At 60.9% G+C, this 22,708-nt stretch carries 18 protein-coding genes and 5 tRNA genes; 4 read left to right on the top strand and 19 right to left on the bottom strand.

Features of this window, described 5'->3' with window-relative positions; all coding sequences use genetic code 11:
* Positions 1-12 precede the first annotated feature (12 nt).
* From rpsL to rsmD, 17 genes are all read right to left on the bottom strand, one after another.
* Positions 13-384 (bottom strand): 30S ribosomal protein S12, encoded by a 372-nt coding sequence (gene rpsL / locus BI343_RS07550; RefSeq protein ID WP_011137738.1) that lies wholly within the window; start codon positions 382-384, stop codon positions 13-15.
* Positions 385-548: 164 nt separating this feature from the next.
* The gene (gene rpoC / locus BI343_RS07545; RefSeq protein WP_071109261.1) at positions 549-4,739 is read right to left on the bottom strand and encodes a DNA-directed RNA polymerase subunit beta'; all 4,191 of its coding nucleotides are present in this window, start codon (positions 4,737-4,739) and stop codon (positions 549-551) included.
* Positions 4,740-4,796: 57 nt separating this feature from the next.
* Complete coding sequence (gene rpoB / locus BI343_RS07540; protein WP_071109260.1) at positions 4,797-8,972, bottom strand: DNA-directed RNA polymerase subunit beta; 4,176 nt, start codon at positions 8,970-8,972, stop codon at positions 4,797-4,799.
* Between the two features lie 154 nt (positions 8,973-9,126).
* Positions 9,127-9,498, bottom strand: coding sequence for a 50S ribosomal protein L7/L12 (rplL, locus tag BI343_RS07535; protein WP_043629984.1), 372 nt, complete (start codon positions 9,496-9,498; stop codon positions 9,127-9,129).
* Between the two features lie 36 nt (positions 9,499-9,534).
* Positions 9,535-10,029: a 50S ribosomal protein L10 gene (gene rplJ / locus BI343_RS07530; protein WP_043629983.1), complete on the bottom strand. Its 495-nt coding sequence runs from the start codon at positions 10,027-10,029 to the stop codon at positions 9,535-9,537.
* Between the two features lie 86 nt (positions 10,030-10,115).
* A tRNA-Thr gene (locus BI343_RS07525) sits at positions 10,116-10,190 on the bottom strand.
* A gap of 181 nt (positions 10,191-10,371) precedes the next feature.
* Positions 10,372-11,067: a 50S ribosomal protein L1 gene (gene rplA, locus BI343_RS07520; protein WP_043629979.1), complete on the bottom strand. Its 696-nt coding sequence runs from the start codon at positions 11,065-11,067 to the stop codon at positions 10,372-10,374.
* Position 11,068: 1 nt separating this feature from the next.
* Positions 11,069-11,500: a 50S ribosomal protein L11 gene (gene rplK, locus BI343_RS07515; RefSeq protein WP_071109259.1), complete on the bottom strand. Its 432-nt coding sequence runs from the start codon at positions 11,498-11,500 to the stop codon at positions 11,069-11,071.
* A 100-nt stretch (positions 11,501-11,600) separates the two neighbouring features.
* A complete protein-coding gene (gene nusG, locus BI343_RS07510) occupies positions 11,601-12,134 on the bottom strand; it encodes a transcription termination/antitermination protein NusG (RefSeq protein ID WP_021479133.1) in 534 nt (177 codons plus the stop codon).
* Positions 12,134-12,490 carry a preprotein translocase subunit SecE gene (secE, locus tag BI343_RS07505; protein ID WP_083340862.1) on the bottom strand — a complete coding sequence of 119 codons (357 nt, stop codon included), beginning with the start codon at positions 12,488-12,490 and terminating at the stop codon, positions 12,134-12,136. The genes nusG and secE overlap by 1 nt, the downstream gene beginning before the upstream one ends.
* Positions 12,491-12,554: 64 nt before the next feature.
* A tRNA-Trp gene (locus tag BI343_RS07500) sits at positions 12,555-12,630 on the bottom strand.
* Between the two features lie 7 nt (positions 12,631-12,637).
* A complete protein-coding gene (gene tuf / locus BI343_RS07495; RefSeq protein WP_071109258.1) occupies positions 12,638-13,828 on the bottom strand; it encodes an elongation factor Tu in 1,191 nt (396 codons plus the stop codon).
* Positions 13,829-13,868: 40 nt separating this feature from the next.
* Positions 13,869-13,943, bottom strand: a tRNA-Thr gene (locus BI343_RS07490).
* 24 nt (positions 13,944-13,967) lie between these two features.
* Positions 13,968-14,041 (bottom strand) — tRNA-Gly (locus tag BI343_RS07485).
* 52 nt (positions 14,042-14,093) lie between these two features.
* Positions 14,094-14,178, bottom strand: a tRNA-Tyr gene (locus BI343_RS07480).
* A gap of 139 nt (positions 14,179-14,317) precedes the next feature.
* On the bottom strand, positions 14,318-14,569 hold the full coding sequence (locus tag BI343_RS07475) for a YfhL family 4Fe-4S dicluster ferredoxin (RefSeq protein WP_043627471.1): 252 nt from the start codon (positions 14,567-14,569) through the stop codon (positions 14,318-14,320).
* A gap of 103 nt (positions 14,570-14,672) precedes the next feature.
* Positions 14,673-15,227 carry a 16S rRNA (guanine(966)-N(2))-methyltransferase RsmD gene (gene rsmD / locus BI343_RS07470; RefSeq protein WP_071109257.1) on the bottom strand — a complete coding sequence of 185 codons (555 nt, stop codon included), beginning with the start codon at positions 15,225-15,227 and terminating at the stop codon, positions 14,673-14,675.
* Positions 15,228-15,454: 227 nt separating this feature from the next.
* On the opposite strand from rsmD, the gene ftsY reads away from it, so the two are divergent.
* The 4 genes from ftsY (at position 15,455) to rpoH (ending at position 19,190) form a co-directional block, all read left to right on the top strand.
* Positions 15,455-16,597, top strand: coding sequence for a signal recognition particle-docking protein FtsY (ftsY, locus tag BI343_RS07465; protein ID WP_071109256.1), 1,143 nt, complete (start codon positions 15,455-15,457; stop codon positions 16,595-16,597).
* A 56-nt stretch (positions 16,598-16,653) separates the two neighbouring features.
* Positions 16,654-17,307 (top strand): cell division ATP-binding protein FtsE, encoded by a 654-nt coding sequence (ftsE, locus tag BI343_RS07460; RefSeq protein WP_043627476.1) that lies wholly within the window; start codon positions 16,654-16,656, stop codon positions 17,305-17,307.
* Positions 17,304-18,212, top strand: a complete 909-nt coding sequence (ftsX, locus tag BI343_RS07455; protein WP_043627477.1) for a permease-like cell division protein FtsX — start codon at positions 17,304-17,306, stop codon at positions 18,210-18,212. The genes ftsE and ftsX overlap by 4 nt, the downstream gene beginning before the upstream one ends.
* Positions 18,213-18,326: 114 nt before the next feature.
* The gene (gene rpoH, locus BI343_RS07450; protein ID WP_071109255.1) at positions 18,327-19,190 is read left to right on the top strand and encodes an RNA polymerase sigma factor RpoH; all 864 of its coding nucleotides are present in this window, start codon (positions 18,327-18,329) and stop codon (positions 19,188-19,190) included.
* A gap of 82 nt (positions 19,191-19,272) precedes the next feature.
* On the opposite strand, the gene BI343_RS07445 is transcribed toward rpoH, so the two are convergent.
* Together BI343_RS07445 and BI343_RS07440 are read right to left on the bottom strand one after the other, a co-directional pair.
* Positions 19,273-21,057: a PglL family O-oligosaccharyltransferase gene (locus BI343_RS07445; RefSeq protein ID WP_071109254.1), complete on the bottom strand. Its 1,785-nt coding sequence runs from the start codon at positions 21,055-21,057 to the stop codon at positions 19,273-19,275.
* A gap of 92 nt (positions 21,058-21,149) precedes the next feature.
* Entirely contained in the window at positions 21,150-22,613 is a 1,464-nt protein-coding gene (locus BI343_RS07440; protein ID WP_071109253.1) for a PglL family O-oligosaccharyltransferase, read from the bottom strand.
* Positions 22,614-22,708 lie beyond the last annotated feature (95 nt).

Raw genomic sequence — 22,708 nt, 5'->3', positions numbered from 1 at the left:
AGTACGTCCCAATTACTTAGGACGCTTGGCACCGTACTTGGAGCGAGCTTGCTTACGGTCTTTCACGCCAGCGGTATCCAGGGAACCGCGCACGGTGTGGTAACGCACACCCGGCAAGTCCTTGACACGACCGCCGCGGATCAGCACCACGGAGTGTTCCTGCAGGTTGTGGCCTTCACCGCCGATGTACGAAATGACTTCGAAACCGTTGGTCAGACGAACCTTGCACACTTTACGCAGAGCCGAGTTCGGCTTCTTCGGAGTGGTGGTGTAAACACGGGTGCACACGCCACGCTTCTGCGGGCAGGCTTCCAGCGCAGGCACCTTGCTCTTCGCCGTGATGGCGACGCGGCCCTTGCGAACGAGTTGGTTAATGGTTGGCATTACTATCAGTTCCTAGTTGAAGCTTCCCGGAAGCAACACGCCTCCAGAAAGGACGGAGGATTATATTTTAGTCAACGGCTTACCGTCAAATAAAAAACGCCGCTCCAGCAACGTTAACCGTTGATGGAGCAGCGTTTTTTCAACACTTGGCCGCAAGGCCCAGCTTAGTCGTCGCTTTCCAGCGCGGCCGGAGCCGGATCGAACAGCTGTGAATCGCCAGCGTCCAGGCCCAGGTGTTGACGGCGACGGGTGCGGTGGTAGGCGAGACCGGTGCCGGCCGGGATCAGACGGCCGACGATCACGTTTTCCTTCAGACCGCGCAGGTCGTCCTTCTTGCCCATGATGGCCGCTTCGGTCAGCACGCGCGTGGTTTCCTGGAAGGAAGCCGCGGAGATGAACGAGTCGGTGGACAGCGAAGCCTTGGTGATGCCCAGCAGCACGTTTTCGTACTGCGCCGGCTCCTTGCCTTCCGCCATCATCTTGTCGTTCATTTCCAGCACGTCGGCGCGCTCCACCTGCTCGCCCTGGATGAATTCGGTGTCGCCGCTGTCGGAGATGACCACGCGACGCAGCATCTGGCGAATGATCACCTCGATGTGCTTGTCGTTGATCTTCACGCCCTGCAGACGATACACCTCCTGCACTTCCTGAACGATGTAGCGGGCCAGCGCCTCGATGCCCTGCAGACGCAGGATGTCGTGCGGATCGACCGGACCGTCGACGATGGATTCGCCGCGGTTCACCACCTGGCCGTCGTGGACCAGCACGTGCTTGTCCTTCGGAATCAGGTTTTCGTAACCGTTGCCTTCCAGATCGGTAATGATCAGGCGCTGCTTGCCCTTGGTGTCCTTACCGAACGAAACGGTACCAGTCACCTCCGCCAGCATGCCGGCATCTTTCGGCGAACGGGCTTCGAACAGCTCGGCCACGCGCGGCAGACCACCGGTAATGTCGCGGGTCTTGGACGATTCCTGCGGGATGCGGGCCAGCACTTCGCCCTTGCCCACGTCCTGACCATCGCGCACGGTGATGATGGCGCCGACCTGGAAGGTGATCGATACCGAGGCGTCGGAACCGGCCAGCTTCACTTCGTTGCCGTTGTCGTCAAGCAGCTTCACCAGCGGACGCAGCATCTTGGACTGGGAGCCGGCGCGGCGTTTCGGGTCGATGACCACCAGCGTGGACAGGCCGGTCACTTCGTCGGTCTGCTTGGCTACGGTCACGCCTTCTTCGACGTTCTCGAACTTCACGCGGCCAGCGTACTCGGTGATGATCGGACGGGTGTGCGGATCCCAGGTGGCCAGCACGGTGCCTGCCTTGATCTGCAGACCGTCGGTCACCATCAGGGTCGCGCCGTACGGCACCTTGTGACGCTCGCGCTCACGGCCCATGTCGTCGTGGATCACCACTTCGCCGGAGCGGGTGATGACGATGAGCTCGCCCTTGGTATTCGCCACGTAGCGCATCTGGCTGGAGAAGCGCACGGTGCCGTTGGACTTGCCTTCCACCTGGCTGGCGGCTGCGTTTCGAGACGCGGCGCCACCGATGTGGAAGGTACGCATGGTCAGCTGGGTGCCCGGTTCGCCGATGGACTGCGCAGCGATCACGCCCACGGCTTCGCCAGCGTTGACCTGCTTGCCGCGCGCCAGATCGCGGCCGTAGCACTTGGCGCACAGGCCGTAGCGCGTGTCGCAAGTGATGGCGGTGCGAACCTTGACTTCGTCGATGCCCAGGCTGTCGATCAGATCGACCATCTGCTCGTCCAGCAGCGTAGCGGCTTCGATCACGGTTTCGCCGGTGGACGGGTCCACCACGTCAACCGCGGTCACGCGGCCGAGGATACGGTCGCGCAGCGCTTCGATCACGTCGCCGCCCTGCAGCACGGCCTTCATGGTGAAGCCGTTGGTGGTGCCGCAATCATCCTCGATCACCACCAGATCCTGGGTTACGTCGACCAGACGACGCGTCAGGTAACCGGAGTTAGCGGTCTTCAAGGCCGTATCCGCCAGACCCTTACGGGCGCCGTGGGTCGAGATGAAGTACTGGAGTACGGTCAGACCCTCGCGGAAGTTCGCGGTAATCGGCGTTTCGATAATCGAACCGTCCGGCTTGGCCATCAGACCCCGCATGCCGGCCAGCTGCTTGATCTGGGCTGCGGAACCCCGCGCGCCCGAGTCGGCCATCATGTAAATGGAGTTGAAGGATTCCTGATCGACTTCCTTGCCGTCGCGGTCCAGCACCTTCTGCTTGGACAGCTCGTCCATCATCGCCTTGGCGATCTTGTCGCCGGTGCGGCCCCAGATGTCGACTACCTTGTTGTAGCGCTCGCCCTGGGTCACCAGACCTTGACGGTACTGTTCCTCGATCTCCTTGACTTCCTTGTTGGCCTCACCCAGCAGGTCAACTTTCTTGGCCGGGATCTGCATGTCGTCCACGCAGATGGAGATGCCGCCGCGGGTGGAGTAGGCAAAACCGGTGTACATCAGCTGGTCGGCGAAGATCACCGTGTCGCGGATGCCGCAACGACGGAACGAAGCGTTGATCAGCTTTGAGATCTCTTTCTTCTTCAGCGCCTTGTTGATGTGCTCGAACGGCAGGCCCTTAGGCAGGATGTCGGACAGAATGGCGCGGCCCACGGTGGTGTCGTAACGCTTGATCACCGGTTGGAATTCGCCCTGCTCGTCCTTTTCCCATTCCTTCAGACGGACGGTGATGCGGGTGGCCAGCTCGACCTGACGGGTTTCGTAGGCGCGATGCACTTCCTTGGTGTCCGCAAACACCATGCCTTCGCCCTTGCCATTCACCTTGTCGCGGGTCATGTAGTACAGACCCAACACGATATCCTGCGACGGCACGATGATAGGCTCGCCGTTGGCCGGGGACAGCACGTTGTTGGTGGCCAGCATCAGGGTGCGGGCTTCCATTTGCGCTTCCAGCGACAGCGGGACGTGGACGGCCATTTGGTCGCCGTCGAAGTCGGCGTTGAACGCCGCGCAGACCAGCGGGTGCAGCTGGATGGCCTTGCCTTCGATCAGTACCGGCTCGAACGCCTGGATACCCAGGCGGTGCAGCGTCGGCGCGCGGTTCAGCAGCACCGGATGCTCGCGGATCACGTCTTCCAGGATGTCCCAGACTTCCGGCACTTCCTGTTCGACCAGCTTCTTGGCCGCCTTGATGGTGGACGCCAGGCCCATCACTTCCAGCTTGTGGAAGATGAAGGGCTTGAACAGCTCCAGCGCCATCTTCTTCGGCAGGCCGCACTGATGCAGACGCAGGGTCGGACCTACGGTAATCACGGAACGACCGGAGTAGTCCACGCGCTTACCCAGCAAGTTCTGACGGAAACGACCGCCCTTGCCCTTGATCATGTCGGCCAGCGACTTCAGCGGACGCTTGTTGGCGCCGGTCATGGCCTTGCCGCGACGGCCGTTGTCCAGCAGGGAGTCAACCGATTCCTGCAGCATGCGCTTTTCGTTGCGCACGATGATGTCCGGTGCGCGCAGCTCCAGCAGGCGCTTCAGACGGTTGTTACGGTTGATGACGCGGCGGTACAGGTCGTTCAGGTCGGACGTGGCGAAACGGCCGCCGTCCAGCGGCACCAGCGGACGCAGCTCCGGCGGCAGCACCGGCAGCACTTCCAGGATCATCCATTCCGGCTTCATGCCGGAACGTTGGAAGGCCTCCAGCACTTTCAGGCGCTTGGCGATCTTCTTGATCTTGGTGTCGGAGTTGGTGGCTTCCAGCTCGCGGCGCAGGTTCTCGATCTCGCTGTCGAGGTCCAGCTTCTTCAGCAGTTCCTTCACCGCCTCGGCGCCCATCATGGCGACGAACTCTTCACCATACTGGTCTTCCTTGTCCAGGAAGTCCTCTTCGGTCAACAGCTGGCGGTACTGCAGCGGAGTCATGCCCGGATCGGTCACGACGAACGCTTCGAAGTACAGCACGCGTTCGATGTCGCGCAGCGTCATGTCCAGCACCATGCCCAGACGCGACGGCAGCGACTTCAGGAACCAGATGTGCGCGGTCGGGCTGGCCAGCTCGATGTGGCCCATGCGCTCGCGGCGCACTTTGGACAGCGTGACTTCCACGCCGCACTTCTCGCAGATGACGCCGCGATGCTTCAGGCGCTTGTACTTGCCGCACAAGCATTCGTAGTCCTTCACCGGTCCGAAGATGCGGGCGCAGAACAGGCCGTCGCGTTCCGGCTTGAAGGTACGATAGTTGATGGTTTCCGGCTTTTTGACTTCGCCATAAGACCAGGAACGGATCTTGTCAGGCGAGGCGATGCCGATCTTAATCGCATCAAACTCTTCTTCTTGCGTGACTTGCTTAAAGAGGTCGAGCAGAGCTTTCATTGCGTCTCCAGTCAGGGGACAGGCGCGGCGTCAATCTTGCCGCGCCCATGGACCCAATCAATAACGTTCCAGGTCGATATCCAGGCCGAGCGAACGGATTTCCTTCACCAGCACGTTGAAGGATTCCGGCATGCCGGCATCGATCTTGTGCTCGCCCTTGACGATGTTTTCGTAGACCTTGGTACGGCCGGTCACATCGTCAGACTTCACCGTCAGCATTTCCTGCAGGGTGTAGGCGGCGCCATAGGCTTCCAGCGCCCACACTTCCATCTCACCGAAACGCTGGCCGCCGAACTGGGCCTTGCCGCCCAGCGGCTGCTGGGTCACCAGCGAGTACGGGCCGGTGGAACGGGCGTGCATCTTGTCGTCGACCAAGTGGTGCAGCTTCAGGTAGTGCATCACGCCTACGGTGACCTTGCGGTCGAAGGCTTCGCCGGAGCGGCCGTCGAACAGGGTCATCTGGGTCTTGGACTCGTTGAACTCCATCTTTTCGGTCAGCTCGTCGCCATCCGGGTAAGCCAGATCCAGCATGTGCTTGATCTCGGCTTCCTTGGCGCCGTCGAATACCGGCGTGGCGAAGGTCATGCCCTTGCGCAGGTTCTGCGCCAGCTGCAGCACTTCGTCGTCGCTCAGGCTGGCGATCTGCTCCGGCTTGCCGGTTTCGTTGTAGATGCGCTCCAGGTAGCCGCGGATTTCGGCAGCCGACTGCTGTTCCTTCAGCATGCGGTCGATGCGCTCGCCGATGCCCTTGGCGGCCCAACCCAGGTGCACTTCAAGAATCTGACCGATGTTCATACGCGACGGTACGCCCAGCGGGTTCAGCACGATGTCGACCGGACGGCCGTCGCCCATGTACGGCATGTCTTCCACCGGCAGGATGCGCGATACCACACCCTTGTTGCCGTGGCGGCCAGCCATCTTGTCGCCGGCCTGCAGGCGGCGCTTCACGGCCAGGTAGACCTTGACCATCTTCTGCACGCCCGGCGGCAGCTCGTCGCCCTGGGTCAGCTTGCGCTTCTTGTCTTCGAACTTGAGGTCGAATTCTTCGCGCTTCTGCGCCAGGCTTTCCTTGATCAGCTCCAGCTGCTTGGCGATGTCTTCATCGCTCATGCGGATGTCGAACCAATCATGCTTGGTCGGCAGGCTTGCCAGGTATTCCTGGTCGATCACGGTGCCCTTGGCCAGACGCTTCGGACCGCCGTTGGCAACCTTGCCCACGATCAGACGCTCGATACGGCTGAAGGCGTCGTTGTCGAAAATCCGCAGCTGGTCGTTCAGGTCCAGACGGTAGCGCTTCAGTTCCGCGTCGATGATGGACTGGGCGCGCTTGTCGCGCTCGATGCCTTCGCGGGTGAACACTTGCACGTCGATCACCGTGCCCACGGTGCCGGTCGGCACGCGCAAGCTCGTGTCCTTCACGTCGGAAGCCTTCTCGCCGAAGATGGCGCGCAGCAGCTTCTCTTCCGGCGTCAGCTGGGTTTCACCCTTAGGCGTGACCTTGCCCACCAGCACGTCGCCGGCTTCGACTTCGGCGCCGATGTAGACGATGCCGGACTCATCCAGACGGCCTGCCATGCGTTCGGACAGGTTCGGGATGTCGCGGGTGATTTCTTCCGGCCCCAGCTTGGTGTCGCGGGCAACCACGGACAGTTCTTCGATGTGGATCGAGGTGTAGCGGTCTTCTGCAACCAGCTTTTCCGAGATCAGGATCGAGTCTTCGTAGTTGTAGCCGTTCCACGGCATGAAGGCGATGGTCATGTTCTGACCCAGCGCCAGCTCGCCCAGGTCGGTGGAGGCGCCGTCGGCCACCACGTCGCCGCGCGCGATGTGGTCGCCCACCTTCACGATCGGACGCTGGTTGATGTTGGTGTTCTGGTTGGAACGGGTGAACTTGGTCAGGTTGTAGATGTCCACGCCCACTTCGCCAGCGGTCGCTTCCTCGTCGTTGACGCGGACCACCACGCGGCCGGCGTCGACGTAGTCCACCACGCCGCCGCGACGCGCCACCACGGTGGTGCCGGAGTCAACCGCCACGGAACGCTCGATGCCGGTGCCGACATACGCTTTTTCCGGACGCAGGCACGGTACGGCCTGACGTTGCATGTTGGCGCCCATCAAGGCGCGGTTCGCGTCGTCATGCTCCAGGAACGGAATCAGCGAGGCAGCAACGGATACCACCTGGCCGGTGGCCACGTCCATGTACTGCACGCGATCCGGCGTCGCCAGAATGGTTTCGCCCTTCTCGCGGCAGGTCACCAGCTCGTCGACCAGGCGGCCTTCGCCATCCAGCTCGGCGTTGGCCTGAGCGATGACGTAGCGGCCTTCCTCGATCGCGGACAGGTAATCGATCTCGTTGGTGACCTTGCCATCCACGACCTTGCGGTACGGGGTTTCCAGGAAGCCGAACTCGTTGGTGCGGGCGTAGACCGACAGCGAGTTGATCAGACCGATGTTCGGGCCTTCCGGCGTTTCGATCGGGCACACGCGGCCGTAGTGGGTCGGGTGCACGTCGCGCACTTCGAAGCCTGCGCGTTCGCGGGTCAGACCGCCCGGACCCAGGGCCGATACGCGGCGCTTGTGGGTGATTTCCGACAGCGGGTTGGTCTGGTCCATGAACTGGGACAGCTGCGAGGAACCAAAGAATTCCTTGATCGCGGCGGACACCGGCTTGGCGTTGATCAGGTCGTGCGGCATCAGGTTGTCGGACTCGGCCTGGTTCAGGCGTTCCTTCACCGCGCGCTCGACGCGCACCAGACCGGCGCGGAACTGGTTCTCGGCCAGTTCGCCCACGGAACGCACGCGACGGTTGCCCAGGTGATCGATGTCGTCTACTTCGCCGCGGCCGTTGCGCAGCTCGGTCAGGATGGCGATCACGGACACGATGTCTTCCGTCGACAGCGTGCCTTCGGTCACATCGCGGCGCGAAGCGAACTTCTCGCCGATCAGGGTCTTGAACCACTCCGGCGTCTTGTCGTCGAACTTGTACTGGTAGGTGCGCGAGCTGAACTTCATGCGGCCCACGCGCGACAGATCGTAGGTTTCGTCGCTGAAGAACAGGCGCTGGAACAGCGCTTCCACCGCGTCTTCGGTCGGCGGTTCGCCCGGACGCATCATGCGATAGATCGCGACGCGCGCCTGGGTCTGGTCCTGGATGTCGTCGGTGCGCAGGGTTTGCGAGATGTACGCGCCCTGGTCCAGATCGTTGGTGAACAGCACCTCGACCTGATCCACCTCGGCCAGCGCCAGCTTGGCCAGCACTTCCTCGGTCACTTCATCGTTGGCGCGGGCGATCACTTCGCCGGTGTTCTGGTTCACCACGTTGACGGCCAGCACCTTGCCCAGCAGCGCGTCGGCCGGCACTTCGATGCGGTCCAGCTCGGCGGTCTGGATGTCGCGGATGTGCTTGGCGGTGATGCGCTTATCCTTGGCGACGATCAGCTTGCCGTCGGCGGCCACGATGTCGAACTTGGCCACTTCGCCCTTCAGACGCTCCGGAACCACGCGCATGAATACGCCGGTCTTGGTCAGGTAGAAGGTGTCGAAGCTGTAGAACTCGGACAGGATCTCTTCGTTGGTGTAGCCCAGCGCCTTCAGCAGGATGGTCACCGGCATCTTGCGGCGACGGTCGATACGGAAGTACAGCAGATCCTTCGGGTCGAACTCGAAGTCCAGCCAGGAGCCGCGGTAAGGAATCACGCGAGCGGAGAACAGCAGCTTGCCGGACGAGTGCGTCTTGCCGCGGTCGTGCTCGAAGAACACGCCCGGAGAGCGGTGCAGCTGGGAGACGATGACGCGCTCGGTGCCGTTGATGATGAAGGAGCCATTGGCGGTCATGAGCGGAATCTCGCCCATGTACACCTCGTTCTCACGCACTTCCTTCACCACCGGCTTGGACGATTCCTTGTCGAAAATCGTCAGGCGGATGCGCGCGCGCAGAGGCGCGGCGAACGTGATGCCGCGCAGTTGGCATTCCTGTACGTCAAACGGCGGCTCGCCCAGAATATAGTGGGCAAAGTCGAGACGCGCATAGCCGTTGTGGCTGACGATCGGAAAGATCGACTTGAACGCAGCCTGAAGACCCACATCCTTGCGCTCATCCAGCGACGCACCCAGCTGGAGAAATTCGGTGTAGGAATCAATCTGGGTCGCCAACAGGAAGGGGACATCGAGAACACTGGCACGTTTCGCAAAGCTCTTACGAATACGTTTCTTCTCAGTAAACGAATAACTCATAGAGTCTCCATCGAGGTGGGTGGCGCAAGAAACCAAAAGTCAGCAGCCACGCCAAGTATATTGCTGGCTTTTACCTTCTTCGTTTCCGCCAACTACAAGCGCAATAAGGCTGGCGGATTTCTCCGCCAGCCTCACCTTCTTTTTTCAAAGAAGATTATTTGATTTCAGCCTTGGCACCGGCTTCGGTCAGTTGCTTAACGATGTCTTCGGCTTCAGCCTTGGCAACGCCTTCCTTCACGGACTTCGGAGCGCCGTCAACCAGGTCCTTGGCTTCTTTCAGGCCCAGACCGGTGATTGCACGGACAACCTTGATCACGCCAACCTTGTTGTCGCCAGCGGCGGACAGGATAACGTCAAACTCGGTCTTCTCTTCAGCAGCAGCAGCGCCACCAGCGGCCGGGCCGGCAACGGCTACGGCAGCGGCGGAAACGCCGAACTTCTCTTCGAACGCCTTAACCAGGTCGTTCAGTTCCATCACGGTCAGACCAGCAACGGCCTCGAGGATGTCTTCTTTGGTGATTGCCATGTGAAAATCTCCTGAATTCTATAAGAATCAAATAAGTTAAGCGGCTTCGGCTTGCTTCTCGGCCAATGCAGCCAGCGCGCGGGCGAAGCCAGCGACCGGAGCCTGCATAACGTAGAGAAGCTTGGACAGCAGTTCTTCGCGGCTCGGGATGGACGCCAGCTCAGCAACCTGAGCAGCGTTCAGCACCTTGCCATCGTAGGAACCGGCCTTGACGATGATCTTGTCGTCAGCCTTGGCAAATTGATGCAGCACCTTGGCAGCAGCAACCGGGTCGGCGGAAACGGCGTAAACCAGCGGACCGACCATTTGGTCAGCCAAGCCGGCAAACGGAGTGCCTTCCACAGCGCGACGCACCAGCGTGTTCTTCAGAACGCGCAGGTAAACGCCGTTCTCGCGCGCCTGAGCGCGGAGTTTGGTCATGCTGCTAACCTCGATGCCCCGATATTCAGCGATAACGAGGGTCTGAGCTTCTGCCAGCTGGGCAGATACTTCAGCGACTACCGCCTTTTTATCTTCGATATTGAGACTCAAGGTCTACCTCCTAGACTGAAATGAGACGAAAGGATTTTCGCCTCGCTTTGCAGCGGCGACCTGTATCAGGAGACATCAAAAAGAACTGGTGCTCATGGGCGGAATTGAACCGCCGACCTCTCCCTTACCAAGGGAGTGCTCTACCCCTGAGCTACATGAGCCTTGAACTTAAGAAGCCTGTTTCGGGTACACCATCTGCGTAGGATGCGGATTTCCGTACCGGCCAATCTGCTATTAAGCCTTGCGGCACCTACGGTCTTTGACAATCTGGCAGACAAGCCTGCCAGCCCAAAGCCTTTAACCAGGCGGCTTTCGCCGCCCGATCATGCTCCGGCAACGCGATTAGGCGCTGACGGTAGCGGTATCTACGCGAGCGCCGATGCCCATGGTGCTGGAAACGGCGATCTTTTTCAGATACACGCCCTTGGAAGCTGCCGGCTTGGCTTTCACCAGGGCATCAACCAGAGCGGAGAAGTTTTCACGCAGGGCTTCGGCTTCGAAGGAAGCGCGGCCGATGGTGGCGTGAATGATACCAGCCTTGTCGGTACGGTACTGAACCTGACCGGCCTTGGCGTTCTTCACAGCCTCGGCGACGTTCGGGGTAACCGTGCCAACCTTCGGGTTCGGCATCAGGCCACGCGGACCCAGGATCTGGCCCAGCTGACCCACAACACGCATCGCGTCCGGAGAAGCGATCACCACGTCGAAGTCCAGGTTGCCAGCCTTCACTTGCTCGGCCAGGTCTTCAAAACCGACCACTTCAGCGCCGGCAGCCTTGGCGGCTTCGGCGTTGGCGCCTTGAGCAAATACGGCAACGCGTACCGACTTGCCAGTGCCGCGCGGCAGAACCACGGAACCACGGACCACTTGGTCGGATTTACGCGGATCCACGCCCAGGTTCACGGAGATGTCGATCGACTCGTCGAACTTGGCGGTGGCAGCAGCCTTAACCAGGGCGATAGCCTCGTCAACAGCGTACAGCTTGTTGCGATCAACGGTAGCCTTCAGCGCCTGCATGCGCTTGGAGATCTTAGCCATGTTATACGCCCTCCACTTCCAGACCCATCGAACGGGCGGAGCCGGCGATGGTGCGAACAGCGGCATCCAGATCAGCAGCGGTCAGATCCGCCTGCTTGGTCTTGGCGATTTCTTCCAGCTGAGCGCGGGTCACTTTACCAACCTTGTCAGCATGCGCCTTGGAGGAGCCGGACTTGATCCCAGCAGCCTTCTTCAGCAGGAAGGTCGCCGGCGGCGTCTTCATGGTGAAGGTGAAGGACTTGTCTGCGTAAGCGGTGATCACAACCGGAATCGGCATGCCCGGCTCCATGCCCTGGGTTTGAGCATTGAAAGCCTTGCAGAATTCCATGATGTTCAGACCGCGCTGACCCAGTGCCGGACCGATCGGAGGCGACGGGTTGGCCTTGCCAGCGGGCACTTGCAGCTTGATATAGCCGACAATTTTCTTTGCCACGATTAAAGCTCCTAAAATGGGTATAGCGCAAAGAGAACTTCGCTCCCCGGACGAAAGCGCAACATGTTACACGCTTTCAAAAGTCTTGCCAAGCGAAATATTACAGCTTTTCGACCTGGCCGAATTCCAGCTCAACCGGCGTGTCGCGACCGAAGATCTGCACCGACACGCGCAACTTGTTGCGCTCGTAATTGACTTCATCCACCGAGCCATTGAAGTCATTGAACGGGCCATCGATGACGCGCACGCGCTCACCGACTTCGAACAAGACTTTCGGCTTCGGCTTTTCCACGCCCTCTTGCATCTGCTGCATGATGGCTTCGACTTCCTTCTTGGAAATCGGGGCCGGGCGGTTGGCCGTGCCGCCGACAAAACCGGTCACCTTGGGCGTACTCTTCACCAAGTGCCAGGTATCGTCGGTCATTTCCATTTCCACCAGCACATAGCCCGGGAAGAACTTGCGCTCGGTGATGGACTTGCGGCCGTTCTTGACGTCCACAACCTCTTCCACCGGCACCAGAATCTGACCAAATTGGTCTGCGATGTCGGAACGCTCGATACGTTCACGCAGCGCCTTTTGCACGCTCTTCTCAAAACCCGAATAAGCGTGTACCACATACCAGCGCTTTGCCATTATCTACCTCGACCGAGAATCACATCGTAAAACAGCCAGGACAGGCTGGAATCCACCAGCCACATGAAGAGCGCCAGCACCGCGACGAATACAAACACCATCAGCGTCACCTGGGTCGCCTCCTTGCGCGTCGGCCATACCACCTTACGAGCCTCGACAATCGACTCGTTGGCATAGACCACCAGCCCCTTGCCAGGAGCAGACGTCCATACTACGCCAGCAGCCAGCAAAACAGATACGATGAAAGCCAGCACGCGCAGCAGCCCTTGCCCTTCCGGGATCAGGTAAAAGCCGACGATGCCGGCAACAACCACAAGACCAGCTACGTACAACTTGATCTTATCTTGCATTTCCATGTCGAATCTTCTCTCGCATATGCGACAAAAGACCAACCGGCGCAGAGCGCCGGCTGGTCTTAATTGGCAGGCCAGGAGGGTCTCGAACCCCCAACCCTCGGTTTTGGAGACCGATACTCTACCAATTGAGCTACTGGCCTATAAACCTTACTTCAGAATCTTGGCAACCACGCCGGCGCCGACGGTACGCCCGCCTTCGCGGATAGCGAAGCGCAGACCTTCTTCCATGGCGATCGGTGCGATCAGCTCAACGGAGATTTCCACGTTGTCGCCCGGCATTACCATTTCCACGCCTTCTGCCAGCTTGATCGCGCCGGTCACGTCGGTCGTACGGAAGTAGAACTGCGGACGGTAGTTCGCGAAGAACGGGGTGTGACGGCCACCTTCGTCCTTGGACAGCACGTACACGGAAGCTTGGAACTCGGTGTGCGGGGTGATGGAACCCGGCTTGGCCAGAACCTGGCCGCGCTCGACGTCTTCACGCTTGGTGCCGCGCAGCAGCACGCCCACGTTGTCGCCGGCTTGACCTTGGTCCAGCAGCTTGCGGAACATTTCCACGCCGGTGCAGGTGGTCTTGGCGGTAGCCTTCAGACCCACGATTTCCAGCTCTTCGCCAACCTTGACGATGCCGCGCTCAACGCGACCAGTCACCACGGTGCCGCGGCCGGAGATCGAGAACACGTCTTCGATCGGCAGCAGGAACGGCTTGTCGATGGCGCGTTCCGGAGTCGGGATGTAGGAGTCCAGAGCAGCAGCCAGACGGAAGATGGACGGTTCGCCCATTTCGGATTGGTCGCCTTCCAGCGCCAGACGCGCGGAACCGATCACGATCGGAGTGTCGTCGCCCGGGAAGTCGTAGGAAGACAGCAGATCGCGCACTTCCATTTCCACCAGTTCCAGCAGCTCAGCGTCGTCAACCAGGTCAGCCTTGTTCAGGTAAACGATGATGTACGGCACGCCAACCTGACGGGACAGCAGGATGTGTTCGCGGGTTTGCGGCATCGGACCATCAGCGGCCGAGCAAACCAGGATAGCGCCGTCCATCTGGGCAGCACCGGTAATCATGTTCTTAACGTAGTCGGCGTGACCCGGGCAGTCCACGTGAGCGTAGTGGCGCGATTCGGTTTCGTATTCAACGTGCGCGGTATTGATGGTAATACCACGAGCCTTCTCTTCCGGCGCGCTATCGATCTGGGAGTAATCCTTAGCTTCGCCACCGAACTTCTTGGACAGAATGGTGGTGATAGCGGCGGTCAGAGTGGTTTTACCATGGTCAACGTGACCGATGGTGCCGACGTTTACGTGCGGTTTGGTCCGCTCGAACTTTTCCTTAGCCATGGCAAATTTCCTGAATACGAAACAAGCTAAATTTAAACGGTGGTGCCCATGGGCAGAATTGAACTGCCGACCTCTCCCTTACCAAGGGAGTGCTCTACCCCTGAGCTACATGGGCCCTAAACAGGCTATATCAAACGCTTGGAGCGGGTGAAGGGAATCGAACCCTCGTCGTAAGCTTGGAAGGCTTCTGCTCTACCATTGAGCTACACCCGCCTGGCTTCACAACTAGACAGCGATGCTTCACTGCCAAGCGCTTTTCTAAATCTGGTGGAGGGAGAAGGATTCGAACCTTCGAAGGCAGAGCCGTCAGATTTACAGTCTGATCCCTTTGACCGCTCGGGAATCCCTCCTGAAAGAGACCCGAATATTATAGATGGCCTTGCAGGCCGTCAACACCTTTTGCGAAAAAAATTACAGTTTCCGTCCTGAAAATAAAAAACGCCCCACCCAGGATGGGGCATCTTCTTTTTTATCAATCACTTGCCGGAATCAAGCCTGGCCGGAAATTTTCAGATACTTTTGGTACAGCTCATCCTTGGTCTCCGGATGCGACGGATCGAGCGGGATGCAATCGACCGGACAGACCTGCTGGCACTGCGGCTCATCGTAGTGGCCGACGCACTGAGTGCACAGATTGGGGTCGATCTGATAGATCTCTTCGCCTTGCGAGATCGCGTTATTGGGGCACTCCGGCTCACAGACGTCGCAGTTGATGCACTCGTCGGTAATGATCAAAGACATAGTAATTTCCTCAAGTATTCCACATCGTGAATTCTGTCACCCGCCGCCGCCAGTCGCAAGGGCGCGCTGGTTATATCGTTAGACGGGCGCGGGACTGAAGGCGCTAGTCCGAGACGCGCCCCAGCAGGCCGTACTGCACCATGCCGGCCTTGTCACGCTTGAGCAGCGCCAGCCCTTCCGGCAGCGCGTCCGGCCATTGACGGGCCTCGACGTACGCCACCCCGCCTTCGGACAGGCACTGCGCCAAGAGCGGCAGCGCCTGCTGCAACAAATCGGAGTCGTAGGGCGGATCTACGAAAATGACATCGAAGCGCTCGCGGCAGTTCTTCAAATACAGCAGCGCGTCGCCGCTCATCACTTCCAACGCGCCAGCCTGCAGCAACTGCCGGTTCGCCTGCAGCGATTCGCACACCTGCCGCGACTTCTCCACCATCACCACGCGCCGCGCCGAGCGCGACGCGGCCTCAAAGCCCAGCGCGCCGCTGCCGGCGAACAAATCCAGGCAGTTTTTTCCATACAAATCCTGGCCCAACCAGTTAAACAGCGTCTCGCGGACGCGATCCGGCGTCGGCCGCAGTCCGGCCGCATCAGGGAAAGGCAACAAGCGGCGTCGGAACTCGCCGCCAATGATTCGGACCTTGTTACGTGACTGACTCATGACTCTCGTCTTTTTGAAACAAGGGCAGGAGTTTAACCCGATCAGCACTTTAGCGCCTCTTTCACGCTGCTTTGCCGGCAAATCTGTCGCGTCCCCGACGAAATTCCGGGCTATTCCTTATATATGTTTTGCGTGAATCGCTTCGATCCCATGCGCACAAGCCTGTACGAGACGCCGTTTGAGGATACAATTTAGTCATTTATCGCTTTTCCCTGGTTCATTTACGCATGTTCAGCTTCTTCAAGAAAAAGCCCAAGCCGGTGGAAACGCCGCAAATCGAGACTCCGGCGCAGCCAACGGCCGCTATCGAAGACGTAGCGCCCGCCATCCCGCAGCCCGCAGCGGAAACGCCGGCGCCTTCCGCCGCAGCGCCCGCACTCGTCGAAACTGTCGCCCCGGCAGCCGAGGCTGCAACAATCAGCGCCCCGCCGCAGCATGCGGAGGAAACCGCGCCGCTGAAGAAAATGAGCTGGACCGAACGCCTGAAGGCCGGTCTGTCCAAAACCCGCGACAAGCTGGGCAAGCAGCTGGCCGGCCTGTTCGGCGGCGGCAAGATCGACGAGGAACTGTACGAAGACCTGGAAACGGTGCTGCTGACCGCCGACATGGGCATGGATGCCACGGTCCATCTATTGAAGGATGTGCGCGAACGCGTGTCGCTGAAGGGTTTGAAAGACGCATCGGAACTGAAAGGCGCGCTGAAGGATTCGCTGCAGGACCTGATCGGGCCGCTGCAGGTGCCGCTGAACGTGGAAGGCAAGAAACCGTTCGTGATCATGATGACCGGCGTCAACGGCGCCGGCAAGACCACTTCCATCGGCAAACTGGCCAAGTATTACCAGAGCCAGGGCAAGAGCGTGCTGCTGGCCGCCGGCGACACCTTCCGCGCCGCCGCGCGCGAACAGCTGATCGCCTGGGGCGAACGCAACAACGTGACGGTGATCGCGCAACAGGGCGGCGACTCGGCCGCCGTCTGCTATGACGCGATCCAGGCCGCCATGGCGCGCGGCATCGACATCGTTCTGGCGGACACCGCCGGCCGCCTGCCGACGCAGCTGCACCTGATGGAGGAGATCAAGAAGGTGAAGCGCGTGATCCAGAAGGCGCTGCCGGACGCGCCGCACGAGGTGGTGCTGGTGCTGGACGCCAATATCGGCCAGAACACCGTCAATCAGGTGAAGGCCTTCGACGATGCGCTGGGCCTGACCGGCCTGATCCTGACCAAGCTGGACGGCACGGCCAAGGGCGGCGTGATCGCCGCCATCGCCAAGCAGCGGCCGATTCCGCTGCGCTTCGTCGGCGTGGGCGAAAGCATTGACGATCTGCGGCCATTCAATAGCCGCGACTACATCGACGCGCTGTTCGAATAACATGATCGCGGCTGCCGATGCGGCCGCCTTTCTCAGCCAACAAGCGGGAAATCTCAATGATACAGTTCGACCAGGTCACCAAGCGCTACCCAGGCGGCAACGAAGCCCTGAAGAACCTGTCGTTCACCATAGAAACCGGCGAAATGGTGTTTCTGGCCGGCCACTCCGGCGCCGGCAAGTCCACCCTGCTCAAGCTGATCGCCGGCATCGAGCGCGCCACCAGCGGCGGCGTGCTGGTCAATGGCCAGAACCTGTCCAAGCTGCGCGGCAGCCAGCTGCCTTATGTGCGCCAGCATCTGGGCATGGTTTTTCAGGATCATAAAATCCTGTTCGACCGCAGCGTGTTCGACAACGTGATGCTGCCGCTGGACATCATAGGCTTCGACCGCCGCGACGCGGCCAAGCGCGTGCGCGCCGCGCTGGACAAGGTGGGCCTGCTGAACAAGGAAAAAATGATGCCGATCCGCCTGTCCGGCGGCGAACAGCAACGGCTGTGCATCGCGCGCGCCGTGGTGCACCGCCCCAGCATCCTGCTGGCGGACGAGCCGTCAGCCAACCTGGACCGCGCCTACGCGCTGGACATCATGGAGTTGTTCAAATCCTTCCACCAGGTGGGCGTGACGGTGCTGATCTCCGCCCATGACGAAACCCTGATGGAAGATTACGGCCGCCGCATCATCCGCCTGAGGGAAGGACAGTTCGCCGCATGAAACACTTTCTCTATCTGAACTGGCAAAGCGCCAAACTGGCGCTGCTCAAGATCCTGCGCCAACCATTCGGCAGCATGTTGACGCTGTTGATGCTGGCCTTGGCGCTGGCCCTGCCCTTGTCGCTGTATCTGGCCGTCAGCAGCGTGCAGGATTGGGTGGGCCGCCTGACCGCCACGCCGCAGATCACCTTGTTCATGGAGCTGTCCGCCGAGGAGGCGGACATCGCCGCCGTGCAAACCACGCTGGCCCACCACCCCAAGGTGAAAAGCTTCACTTTTGTCAGCAAGGGCAAGGCATTGCAAGATCTGGAACAGCGCAATGGTCTGTCCGGCCTGTCCGATGGACTGGAAGGCAACCCGCTGCCCGATGCCTTCGTCGTGACGCCCAAGACGCTGGAACCCCGCGAAATGGAAATGCTGCAGAAGGAGCTGTCCGGCCTGCCGATGGTGGAAACAGCTCAGTTCGACGCCCATTGGGCCAAACGGCTGTACGGCATGGTGGAGATGGGCCAGAAGCTGACCGCCTTCCTCGCCGCGGCGCTGGGCCTGGCGCTGGTGCTGGTGACGCACAACGCCATCCGCATGCAGATTCTGGCGCGGCAGGATGAGATCGAGGTATCCAAGCTGATCGGCGCCACGGATAGCTTCATCCGGCGTCCCTTCCTGTACCATGCGCTGTGGCAGGGGGTGCTGGCCGCCCTGCTGGCTTGGGGCCTGTCGTGCTGGCTATCGTCGATGGCCAATCCGGCCATCCGCGAATTCGCCATGCTGTACGGCGAACGGGTGGAACTGCGCGTCCTGACGCCGCTGGAGCTGGCGGCCCTGATCGGCATCTCCGCGCTGCTGGCGATGCTGGGCGCGCGGCTGGCCGCGGACCACCATCTGCGCAAGGTCGAACCCAAATAGACAAAATAGCTATCGAGCCGATTGTTAAAAATCATTGACTCGGGAACCTTTCCTTGCTAGCACTCTCAATACACGAGTGCTAAGATAGCACTACCCAAGGAGGTAGCCATCGCAATGAACACAACATTTGCCCTTCCCGTCCCGTCGACCAGCGGCAGCCTGGAACAGTATATCCAGGCCGTCAACAGCGTGCCGATGCTGACGCAGGAGCAGGAAACCGAGCTCGCAACCCGTTTCCAGCAGGAAAACGATCTGGAAGCGGCGCGGCAAATGGTGCTGTCGCACCTGCGCGTGGTGGTGTCCGTCGCTCGCGGCTATGCCGGCTACGGCCTGCCGCAAGCCGATCTGATCCAGGAAGGCAATATCGGCCTGATGAAGGCGGTCAAACGCTTTGAACCGGGCCGCGGCGTGCGCCTGTTCTCGTTCGCCATCCACTGGATCAAGGCCGAGATCCACGAATTCATCCTGCGCAACTGGCGTCTGGTGCGCATCGCCACCACCAAGCCGCAGCGCAAGCTGTTCTTCAACCTGCGCAGCATGAAGAGCGGTTTCTCCGCCCTGTCCGAACAGGAAGCCAAATCCATCGCCGCCGATCTGGGCGTCAAGCCCGAGGAAGTGCGCGAGATGGAAATCCGCATGAACGGCCAGGACGTCTCGCTGATCGGCGATTCCGACGACGACGACAGCTACGCGCCGATCGACTGGCTGGCCGACAGCCATAGCGAGCCGACGCGCGCGCTGGAACGCCGCGCCTTCGATCATTTGCAGTCCGAAGGCCTGGAATACGCGCTGTCCACGCTGGACGCGCGCAGCCGCCGCATCGTCGAAGCGCGCTGGCTGGCCGACGACAGCGGCTCCACGCTGCACGAGCTGGCGGCGGAATTCGGCGTATCCGCCGAACGCATCCGCCAGATCGAAGCCAAGGCGCTGAGCAAAATGAAAAACGCGCTGAGCGAAGGCGTGGTGCTGGACAACTAAGTCCCGCTCACCGCCCGAAAAAAAGCCGCTCGAACCATCGAGCGGCTTTTTATTTGCCCGCCATCCGGCGAGCGCATGCCTATCACTCCTGCAAGGTGCGGAACTTGGCCGGCAACTTGTCGTAGGCTTCACGGCTGATCTTGCGCAGCGGCTCCCATTCCGGGTTCGCGTCGCCCAGCGTCTCGATGAACTGGCCGGCGTAAGTGGGGAACGACGCCAGCGTGGTGCGCAGCGTCTGCTCTGCCTTGGCCTTCTGGCCCGCCAGAATCTCCATCTGCGCGCGCTTCAGCATCACGTCCGGGTACGGACGGAAGGCGGTCAGCCTGTCCTCCAGCGCCAGCTTCTGCTTCAGATTGTCGCGGGTGATCGGCAGATAATCGTCCAGCGTGTACAAGGCGTGATAGGCGAACAAGGGCTTGGTTTCGATGATTTCGATCAGCCGCTCGCTGCGCTTGGCATCCTTTTGCGCGTTGCCGGTGGGCGTATACAGATTGACCAGCTCCCAGAACATCGGCGTGGTGCTGATGGACAACCAACCCACCCACACCAGCGCGCCCAAGAGCGGCAAGCGCAACCAGGGCGCCGGCAGCTTCTCGTCGCGCGGCGCCATAGCGACGAAGATCACCAGCATCGCCAGGAAGTAGAAGTACCACAGCGGGTACTCCAGCATGCTATGGGTCAAGGTCACCGCCACGCAGCCCAAGGCAAGCACGCCCTCCGGCGTCGCCGCGCGGCGGAAGAACGGCAGCACCACCCACAGGAAGCCGCCCACCACCAGCGCCGTGGCCGGGCCGCCCATTTCCGCCAACAGCTGCATCACCAGATTATGCGCGTTGGTGAACAAGCCGCTGTTGTAGCCGGCCGCGGCGAACTGCGGCAGCGGCTGCAGGCGCACGCTCTCCGCCGCGTATTGCGACCAACCCACGCCCCACAGCGGATGCGCCTGGAAAGTCAGCCAGGCCTTGTGCATCTCGGCGAAGCGGCGCGCGCCCATATCGTCGCCATTGGCCGCCAGCCGCGCCACGCCGGAAGCGTTTTCCACGTCGGTGTGGGTCAGCAGGGAGATCAAATGATTGAACAGCGGCAAGGCGAACTGCGCGGCGACGATCACCACGCTGGTCAGCCACATCGCCTTCATCAGCCGGCCCAGCGCTTCATCGCGGTTGCGCCAGTACCACAGGCCCGCCAGCGCCGACATCGCAACCAGATACAGCAAAATGGAGCGCGAGCCGGCCCAAGCCAGCATCAGCGACATCCACAGCACCAAAGCGATCAGCCAGTTGCGGCCCAGGCGGCCCACAGCGAACAGGTAAACGCCGGACAGCACCGACCACATCAAGTAATGGGCATACTGATTGCGCTGGCCGATATGGCCGAAGATATTGCTGGTGGGGTGGGAGCTGTCATAGAACAGGCCCAGCACCGGCGCCAGCCCGGTCACCTGGGCCGTGCCGATCAACGACTGCACCAGGCCGCCCACGACGATGGCGCGCGCCAGCCATACCGCAAACTCCCGCTCGCCGAACGCGCCGCGCAGCGACGCCGTCACCGAGGCCAGCAAGGCCAGCGACAGCCAGCCCAACGCGGTGACGTAGCTCATGCCCGGGAACAAGAGGTGAACGAATTGCGGCTGCAGCGCCCACACCGCCGCCAGCAACAGGCACCACCAGCTGGCGCGCGGCATGGCGTCGAACAAGCGGCCGGACGGCATCAGCAAGACGCCGGCGGCCAACAGCAGCCAGATCACATTGATTTCGCCGAACCACTGCGGCAGCGGCACAAAGTGCACGCGCGAGGCGAACGGCACGATGGCGATCAAGCCCAGCGCCAGCAGCGCCAGGCGCTCGGATAGTTTCTGAAAAGTCATGGCAGACCAGAGGTTGGAAACAGCGGAGCCGGCAGCATACCGCATGCGCCGGCTCCATTGAACACACCATATGTTTCGGGCTGTTACAAGGCTCAGAAGATAGGCTGGCGCGTCACCGGGGAGGCGACGGTCATCACGGCGGCGAGGCGGCCGGGGTCGGTGGCCCCGCCCTGCGCCGCGCCGGCTTTCACCGCCTTGGAGGCCATGTCCTGCAAAGGCTTCAGCTCTGGCTGGCGGTAACGCGCCAGCTCATGCTGGAACAGCGGCGTGTAATCCGGGTAATTGGCAATCGCCATCGTCAGCGCCTGCTTGGCCGGCTCGGCCTGGCCATTCAAGGCGCGCAGGATGGACAGCTTGATCAGCACGGTCGGAAACGGTTGGTAGCGCGCCACGCGCTCCGCGAGTTCCAGTTGCAAATCGCGCATGATGCCGTCCGGCTGCAAATAGTTGACCATGCCCAAATCCGCTTCCCAGCTCCACAACGGATTGCGCGACAACTCGGACAGTTTCAGCGAGCGCTTGGCGTTGTCCAAACTGGCCTGCAAGGTATTCTCGTTGCGCGGCGTGAAATTCTGGATCAGCTGCCGGTAAGGCAGGATGCCGCTTGCCACATAGGCCAGGGCCAGCACGCCTGCGCTCAAGCCCAAGACTTGCCGGAAGCGCCCGCTCAATTGCACCGTCCAACCTTTGGCGGGACTCAGCGTGCAAATGATCACCAGCATCAGCAGGAAGGGCAGATACCACAGCGGGTATTCAAACATCGAATGCCCCAGCAACATCATGGCGATGCTGATCAGCAGCAGATTGTCTGCCGTCTGCTCGCCGCGCCGGAAATACGGCAGCAGGCAGCACAGCAAACCACCCACCGCAAGCAAAGTACCAACCAGACCGGTTTCCGCCAGCAGCTGGAAAATCAGATTATGGGAATGGGTAAACAGCCAGCTCTCCGGCACCTTGGGCCAACCGCCGTACGCCTCCAGCCAAGCGGAATGCCAAGCATAACCGCCCAGCCCCACGCCAAGCCACGGATGCTGCGTGAACACCTCCCAGGCCTTGCTCCATTCGATGCGGCGGCGCGCTCCGAAACCAGCGTCCAGCAAGCGGTCGGAACCGCTCTGCACATGGATGGGCAAGCCGATGGCTTGCAAAACGCTATCAATCTGCTGGTTGAATATCTGGATCAAGGCGAGGGCCAGCACCGACCAAGCCAAGGCGCAGGCCATGCGCGCCACAGTCTCGTCCTGCGGCACGCGTCGATGCCAGAACCAGGCCAGCAAGGCCAGGCCCAAACCGTACGCCAGCGGCAGCCGCGCGCCGGTCCAGCTCATCAGCAGCGCCAGCACCAGCACCGCGCTGCCCGTCGCCACTCGCCCCATGCGGCCCGTAGCGTACAGGTAGGCGGCGGAAACGGCTCCCCAACCCAAAAACTGCGCCAGCTGGTTGCGCTGGCCGAAGTTGCCAATCACATCGCTAGAACCCGGATTGAACAGCACCCAACCACGCGCGAGCGGGGCCAGCCCTAATGCCTGGATGAAGCCCAGCACCGACTGCAACAAGGCCGCGGCGAGGACAACTGATGCGATACAAAGAATAAGCTGATTACGTTGATTGCTTTCAAACTGTGCAACGGCCAAACTAACTATGGCCAGAA

It is taken from the genome of Chromobacterium amazonense, from assembly GCF_001855565.1.
Lineage (GTDB): Bacteria > Pseudomonadota > Gammaproteobacteria > Burkholderiales > Chromobacteriaceae > Chromobacterium > Chromobacterium amazonense.
The sequence above is the reverse complement of the archived record's forward strand: the minus strand, read 5'-3'. Positions and strand labels throughout refer to the sequence as shown.

Coding starts and splice junctions, on each gene's coding strand:
- ftsE (WP_043627476.1), top strand. CDS start 16,654: ATGATACAGTTCGACCAGGTCACCAAGCGCTACCCAGGCGGCAACGAA.
- rpoH (WP_071109255.1), top strand. CDS start 18,327: ATGAACACAACATTTGCCCTTCCCGTCCCGTCGACCAGCGGCAGCCTG.
- secE (WP_083340862.1), bottom strand. CDS start 12,490: ATGGAAATGCAAGATAAGATCAAGTTGTACGTAGCTGGTCTTGTGGTT.
- BI343_RS07445 (WP_071109254.1), bottom strand. CDS start 21,057: ATGACTTTTCAGAAACTATCCGAGCGCCTGGCGCTGCTGGCGCTGGGC.
- BI343_RS07475 (WP_043627471.1), bottom strand. CDS start 14,569: ATGTCTTTGATCATTACCGACGAGTGCATCAACTGCGACGTCTGTGAG.
- rplL (WP_043629984.1), bottom strand. CDS start 9,498: ATGGCAATCACCAAAGAAGACATCCTCGAGGCCGTTGCTGGTCTGACC.
- nusG (WP_021479133.1), bottom strand. CDS start 12,134: ATGGCAAAGCGCTGGTATGTGGTACACGCTTATTCGGGTTTTGAGAAG.
- ftsY (WP_071109256.1), top strand. CDS start 15,455: ATGTTCAGCTTCTTCAAGAAAAAGCCCAAGCCGGTGGAAACGCCGCAA.
- tuf (WP_071109258.1), bottom strand. CDS start 13,828: ATGGCTAAGGAAAAGTTCGAGCGGACCAAACCGCACGTAAACGTCGGC.
- rpoB (WP_071109260.1), bottom strand. CDS start 8,972: ATGAGTTATTCGTTTACTGAGAAGAAACGTATTCGTAAGAGCTTTGCG.
- rplA (WP_043629979.1), bottom strand. CDS start 11,067: ATGGCTAAGATCTCCAAGCGCATGCAGGCGCTGAAGGCTACCGTTGAT.
- rpoC (WP_071109261.1), bottom strand. CDS start 4,739: ATGAAAGCTCTGCTCGACCTCTTTAAGCAAGTCACGCAAGAAGAAGAG.
- rsmD (WP_071109257.1), bottom strand. CDS start 15,227: ATGAGTCAGTCACGTAACAAGGTCCGAATCATTGGCGGCGAGTTCCGA.
- ftsX (WP_043627477.1), top strand. CDS start 17,304: ATGAAACACTTTCTCTATCTGAACTGGCAAAGCGCCAAACTGGCGCTG.
- rpsL (WP_011137738.1), bottom strand. CDS start 384: ATGCCAACCATTAACCAACTCGTTCGCAAGGGCCGCGTCGCCATCACG.